Origin of the sequence: Neisseria sp. P0014.S002, assembly GCF_051958295.1 — a bacterium.
GTDB lineage: Bacteria > Pseudomonadota > Gammaproteobacteria > Burkholderiales > Neisseriaceae > Neisseria > Neisseria flavescens_B.
The window spans coordinates 1-260 of the sequence record NZ_JBQCVO010000088.1 but is presented as its reverse complement, the minus strand read 5'-3'; the positions used below and the strand labels follow the sequence as shown (position 1 = coordinate 260).

Here is a 260-nt window from a genome sequence, read left to right as displayed (position 1 = left end):
ATCTAGAATTTTAGCAGCTGGATAAATCCCATTTTCCTTATGAAGGTTGACGTCCAATTCACATTTGATGACATTTCCTCGAATCCAATAAATCTTGTCATCGTTTTTTAACTTAAAGCCACAATCATCTTTATCTAAATCAAAAGAATTTTTTTCCCAGTCTTCAATCCAATCCTTAAGATTTGATTTGTTTTCAAATGCAGCAGAAACAGAATGATTTACACGAATGGTTTTTAATGGAGCAAACAATTCTGTTGATC

1 pseudogene is annotated in these 260 nt (G+C 31.9%); it reads right to left on the bottom strand.

The features are described 5' to 3' along the window. A pseudogene (locus ACTHSX_RS10725) lies at positions 1-260 on the bottom strand (hypothetical protein); the annotation flags it as partial.